The sequence below is a fragment of the Mariniphaga anaerophila genome, from assembly GCF_900129025.1.
Lineage (GTDB): Bacteria > Bacteroidota > Bacteroidia > Bacteroidales > Prolixibacteraceae > Mariniphaga > Mariniphaga anaerophila.
In genome coordinates this window covers 1-5,182 of record NZ_FQUM01000030.1, presented here as the reverse complement: position 1 = coordinate 5,182, position 5,182 = coordinate 1, and the positions used below count along the sequence as shown (strand labels likewise).

Annotated in this window: 6 protein-coding genes; all 6 read right to left on the bottom strand. The window is 33.1% G+C overall.

Going from position 1 to position 5,182, the window contains the following annotated elements:
- Window positions 1–170: 170 nt before the first annotated feature.
- Complete coding sequence (locus BUB08_RS19800) at window positions 171–1,112, bottom strand: hypothetical protein (protein WP_073003660.1); 942 nt, start codon at window positions 1,110–1,112, stop codon at window positions 171–173.
- Window positions 1,113–1,894: 782 nt separating this feature from the next.
- A complete protein-coding gene (locus BUB08_RS19790) occupies window positions 1,895–2,383 on the bottom strand; it encodes a VOC family protein (protein ID WP_073003658.1) in 489 nt (162 codons plus the stop codon).
- 11 nt (window positions 2,384–2,394) lie between these two features.
- Window positions 2,395–2,940, bottom strand: coding sequence for a GyrI-like domain-containing protein (locus tag BUB08_RS19785; protein WP_073003661.1), 546 nt, complete (start codon window positions 2,938–2,940; stop codon window positions 2,395–2,397).
- Between the two features lie 187 nt (window positions 2,941–3,127).
- Window positions 3,128–3,493 carry a hypothetical protein gene (locus tag BUB08_RS19780; protein WP_073003657.1) on the bottom strand — a complete coding sequence of 122 codons (366 nt, stop codon included), beginning with the start codon at window positions 3,491–3,493 and terminating at the stop codon, window positions 3,128–3,130.
- A gap of 9 nt (window positions 3,494–3,502) precedes the next feature.
- On the bottom strand, window positions 3,503–4,024 hold the full coding sequence (locus BUB08_RS19775; RefSeq protein WP_073003656.1) for a L,D-transpeptidase family protein: 522 nt from the start codon (window positions 4,022–4,024) through the stop codon (window positions 3,503–3,505).
- 163 nt (window positions 4,025–4,187) lie between these two features.
- Window positions 4,188–5,033 (bottom strand): hypothetical protein, encoded by an 846-nt coding sequence (locus BUB08_RS19770; protein WP_073003655.1) that lies wholly within the window; start codon window positions 5,031–5,033, stop codon window positions 4,188–4,190.
- Window positions 5,034–5,182 lie beyond the last annotated feature (149 nt).

Below are 5,182 nucleotides of genomic sequence, written 5' to 3'. Positions count from 1 at the left end.
AGTTCTTAACAAATTGTGGTTAGGTTTTTAGACAGTCTGACGGTTGGTACATGTTGTCGGGGCGGATTTCGGAGAGCGTTCCTGTCCGAAGGACATGGAACTGCGAAACGAGAATCCGCAGTTGGCATACCACGAACCCCGCCCTGCAATATGTACCGTGTTAGCAAGCGTTATTTTCTTTTTAATTTATAATCGTAATTCTTGTTGTATCCAACTGTCATTATGAAATCAAGGGAATCATTATTAATTTTTAATATTTCGAAATGTCCATATTCAGTACTGTCATTTAAAAGTAAACTTCCCCAATTCCAGTGAATGAAATCCATTTTGCATTTAGTCTTTGCTGTTTTAATCATTATATCATTACTGATTGCGATATTTGCAAATTCAGAAATTGTTTTTTTCATTTCCTTCAAGTAATATCTATGTGTTGAATCAGTTAGAATTCTGTCTGCTTCAAATTCAAACAAACTTGTATTATTGTCATTAATCGTATCAAGTCTGAATATTTTTATTGTGTCAACCCAAATGCTGTCGTATTTAACATTTCCAGACCAATCTCCAATTAATAATTTTTCATTTTTTTTAATCTTCTTTTCTACTAGTACAATTTCCCATTGTAAGTCATGTGGCATTGCAAAAAAGAATATTTTGAAACTGATAAGAATTATAATAATTGCTAAAAACCAACTTGTCCTGAATAGTCGAATTGTATTGTTGTTTTTTAAATTTAGAAGTCTAAGAAAGATGGCTACAGAGTCATAAAATACAACAATTCCAAGAGGATTATTTCCTGAAAGTCCGGTTGCATATCCTCCTTTGTAATAAACAAATTTAATCAACCATATTCCTAACTCCACAATAAGAAGAACATTGATTGTCTTTTTGTTATTTATTAATCGGGCTATTAAAATTAAGGCGAATGATAATATAAAAAATCCAATGTTGCTATAATCGAATAATTCTCCAAAGTCAATAATACAACCCCACATTTGATTAAAATCAAGTCTTGTGAGAAATCCAATAAAAATCCAACTCAATAATAATAAGCTTGAGGTTTTAAAATTGTCAAGCTTATTTTGAATTGATTGTAATTTCAAAATTTTACTCATATTAGAAATTAATGAGATTACAAAAAGGACAATTATTAGAATATAAATTATCATCTTATTTGTTCTTTTTCATAATGCTTGCTAACGGCCGGGTGCATGTTTGCGAAGCGGATTCCGAAGAGATTTTCCGTCCGGCAGGACGAAGAAAATCGAAACGAGAATCCGCGGTTGGCAAACCGCCAAAACCCGCTATGCAATATGCACATTGTTACAGCGCGTTTTTGTCTTTATTTCTTGTCAATTTTGTCAAGTTGTAAAATGTTGTTTTGGGGCTGTTTCACTCCGTCATTTACTTTTTTCTATTTCCTTTTCCTTGTCTTTCTATTTTGTAAAAAAGAGAAGTCAGTATTTGGTTGTTTCTGCTCACTAATTGTCTGTCGATTTTTGAGCTAAATTTATTCATTTTCCAGCCAATCCGAGCAATCAATAATCAATGTTTTATTCACTTTTTTCAAAGCTCCGCTTCCTCAGTTACATTTCATTTGTCGTTGAGGAATAATTTTTCTGCTTCGCTCTTTTCTTTGCTTTCTTCTTTTCTTTCCAAAATCTGGCTGACTCTCCAAAAATCCTGTGTTTGTCGTTTTTCTTTTCCTTTCTTGTCTTTATCTTTTTGCAATAAGTTTTTAGTTGTTAATCCGTTCCTTTTTCAAATGCGCTGGTAACGGTTAAGTGTATATTTCGGGGCGGTTTGCGGGCATATTTCCTGTCAGACCGAACCACCGCTGGGGCGGGCTACGAACGCTCAAATAGGCACTTTAGCCCGCCCTGAAATATACACTATGTTAGGCGTATGTGCTTTGTCGTTCTTCATATTTTTCAACCGAGTTTTTCACAAAATCAATGGTCATATTTATCGTTTCAGCAATTTTTTCGATTGTCATATTTTCGTTTTTTAGCCTGTAAGCTAAAAACTCCATTGATTCCCCAATTTCAATAATATTTTTATCAGGGTCATAAAATCTTGTTACCTTTTGTTTCCAAGGCTGTTCCCTTATTTCGTGCAGGAATTTCACATTGTTGTCTTTCAATCGTTTCACAATTTGCTCAACATTATCATACTCAAAATATAGCTCAAAGTTATTCCCTCCATTTTTAATTTCCCTGTTATCAATCAAGTCTTTAAAGTGAGCTTGTAAGTGAATTGAAAAATCACCGTAAAAAGTAATGTTCTCTCCAAAATCGAACTTCACTTTTTGGTTTAGCAGTTTCTCATAAAAATCACGGGAGCGTTCAATGTCAGAAACGGTTATTAAAGGACAAATGTATTTCATAATCCAGCCTTTTATTCAATAATTTCTTTTCGATACACTATTTTTTTGTTTGGCACATCGTAAATTTCCATAACAGCACCTTCCTTTTTATAGCCGTTTTCTTTTACGAACTTATCCATTGCAGGATACACTTTCATTAAACCAAACACAATTGACAGTTTCCCTTTGCTCGCAAATTCGGCTATTATATACGATTTCTCAGGAAATGTTTTGATTTTGAGGTCTTCTTTGAGTTGAGCCACTTTTGAGCTGTCCTTTTCCTCTATAATGCAACCAATTTCAGAACGCAATTTACTTTTATCAATTTCTTTCGGGTTATCGTAATAAATGCCAAACCCTTTAAAGGTTTCAATTCCGTAATCCTTAATCAAAGAATAATAGATTTCGTCCATTAGTTTTGCGCTCTTGGCGTAATCGCCCGTCATTTGTTTGTAAACGAGTGTTTCTCCTCCTTGTTTTTCAACCCGACAGGTTACTTTTTTTAAACCTCCGTAATAGATAAAAACAATAGCTATTAATGCTAAAGTTACTCCGATAATAATCAATGTAATTTTCATTTTGATTCTGTTTTGATTGTAAGACCATGGTTTTTGAGGCATTACGCCTAACGTTGAGTATATGCAAAGTAGGCGATTGCGGGCTTCAAACTTATCAAACCGTTACAATTTTGAAGCGGGCTACTGCCCTTGAATTTACTACTATTTCGCCTATTTTGTATATACATTGTTGTACGCCGTATTTCCTTCATCTCATGTGATAAATATAAATCGCAAAATTCAAAATCCCTTTCATATCTGATTCATTAATCTTATCGTACTTATTCAAATAATCCAATGTCATTTTCTCAAACTTAAAATCCTCTAAATCGGCAAAATTCGACTTTGATTTACTGAAATATTTTGATTTTGTCTGCAAGTTTATCTCTTTGTATAAATCATCTTTTAATCCTCTGATATAGTCAACCCGTTCTTGATTATAATCACCAAGTTTGTGATATTTTAGTCTATGTTTTATTTTCTTTTCAATTTCCTTTTTATCGCTAAAATCAAATTCGTAAGATAAGTCACTAAAACAGATAAAATCATATGTTGGCTTTTCTCTTTGAGTCATTTTGCAATTTTATGGTTTAATTTCTATCGGTGTACCAATTTCAATGTTTTCATAAAGTTCATCTATTTCTTTATCAGTCATTGCTATGCAACCTAAAGTCCAGTCAAAAAGTAAATGAAATCTACCAATCCATCCGAATCCGTTTTTAATCCCGTGAATTTTAATTAATCCGCCTGGACTCTTACCAATTGACTCTGCATATTTTTTGTCAAGTTCGTTTGGGTAGGAAATCCCGAGGTTTTTATAGTATCCGCTATTGCTATTTTTATCATTGATTACATACAATCCTTCTGGGGTCTTTTTATCCCCTTCGTATTCTTTATGTCCTTTTGGAACTCGTCCAAGTGAAATTTTGTATGATTTAATTATCTGATTATTTGAAATCAAATCAAGTCTCCGTTTATGCTTAATTACTTCAATCTTATCAATCGAAACGGACTTATCAAGTGGTTTAAATGGCTTAAAATAGAAAATCAATCCGATGCCAATTAATCCAAAAATCAAAGTCAATATGATGTGTTTAATCTTCATGCAGGTCGCTGGTTATATGGCGTACAACGGTGGCGGTATGAAACGTTGGGGATTTCGGAGCTACTTCACTATCAAGTTACAACAACCGTTGATGCGAGAATCGAAGTTCAAATAACCACTTCACCCCCAATGCTTTATGACCGCGTGTTGGCAACCGTAATTATTAATGTTTCCAAGTATCCATTCCTTTTGTGTATTTTATATAGAACTTGTCAGGTGAAACATTCTTAAAATATTTGGTCATGATAGTACTTTTTTGTCCACAATACTCATCGTATTTTGATTCAAACATTTCACTTTCTGGATAATTTGATATTTCTGAAATATAGAATTCATTTTCGAATTGAATTAGTTTATTAGATAATCCAACTGTATAAGTTATTCTATTACTAAAAGTAATCGGGCTCTCAGATTTGGTGAAAGATTTTGACTTAATCTGCTTTTTTGTCGGATATTTAAATAAGTCACAGTCTCTATAAAGCGATTCGTTAATGTCATATTCAGTTATTACTTTTGAAGTCTTAGATGGGATACAAATAACTTTTTCTTCATTATATGAAATCGAAAATCCGGAAGAAGTCATTCCTCCGACACTGTTTGATGCTTGTATTCTGTTTGTTTGAAGTAAATCCAAGTAATTAAGTCCGGTTACAGATTTAGATGCAGTTGTAGCTTTAACAGATGATGCACCTGAACTTGTTGAATGGGTATAAACTCTATTTTTATAGTAATCAAAAGCAATTCCATTAAGAACGAAAAAGCTTTGTTCTAAGTTTAGATAAATGTTTTCATTGGTCTTATTGTAGAAATAAAATCCAATATTGCCTCCTTCTCCCCAAAAATCATAAGATACTTTACAATTATCATCCTCGTAAATCAAATAATTGTCAGTTTTTATTGACTTGTCTGTCGGAACTGCCTTATAAACTTGATAAAAAGATGTTGAAGCACAAGATGTCAAAAGTACTGCAATTACAGTAATAGGTAAAAATTTCAATTTTGTTTTCATTTTTCTATAATTAAATGCTTATGATTTAGTAACTGTGTTCTCATTATGGTTGCCAACGGTCAAGTGCATGTTGCGAAGTGGATTCCGAAGAGATTTTCCGTCCGGCAGGACGAAGAAAATCGAAACGAGAATCCGCGGATGGCAAACCG

Coding starts and splice junctions, on each gene's coding strand:
- BUB08_RS19800 (WP_073003660.1), bottom strand. CDS start 1,112: ATGAGTAAAATTTTGAAATTACAATCAATTCAAAATAAGCTTGACAAT.
- BUB08_RS19790 (WP_073003658.1), bottom strand. CDS start 2,383: ATGAAATACATTTGTCCTTTAATAACCGTTTCTGACATTGAACGCTCC.
- BUB08_RS19785 (WP_073003661.1), bottom strand. CDS start 2,940: ATGAAAATTACATTGATTATTATCGGAGTAACTTTAGCATTAATAGCT.
- BUB08_RS19780 (WP_073003657.1), bottom strand. CDS start 3,493: ATGACTCAAAGAGAAAAGCCAACATATGATTTTATCTGTTTTAGTGAC.
- BUB08_RS19775 (WP_073003656.1), bottom strand. CDS start 4,024: ATGAAGATTAAACACATCATATTGACTTTGATTTTTGGATTAATTGGC.
- BUB08_RS19770 (WP_073003655.1), bottom strand. CDS start 5,033: ATGAAAACAAAATTGAAATTTTTACCTATTACTGTAATTGCAGTACTT.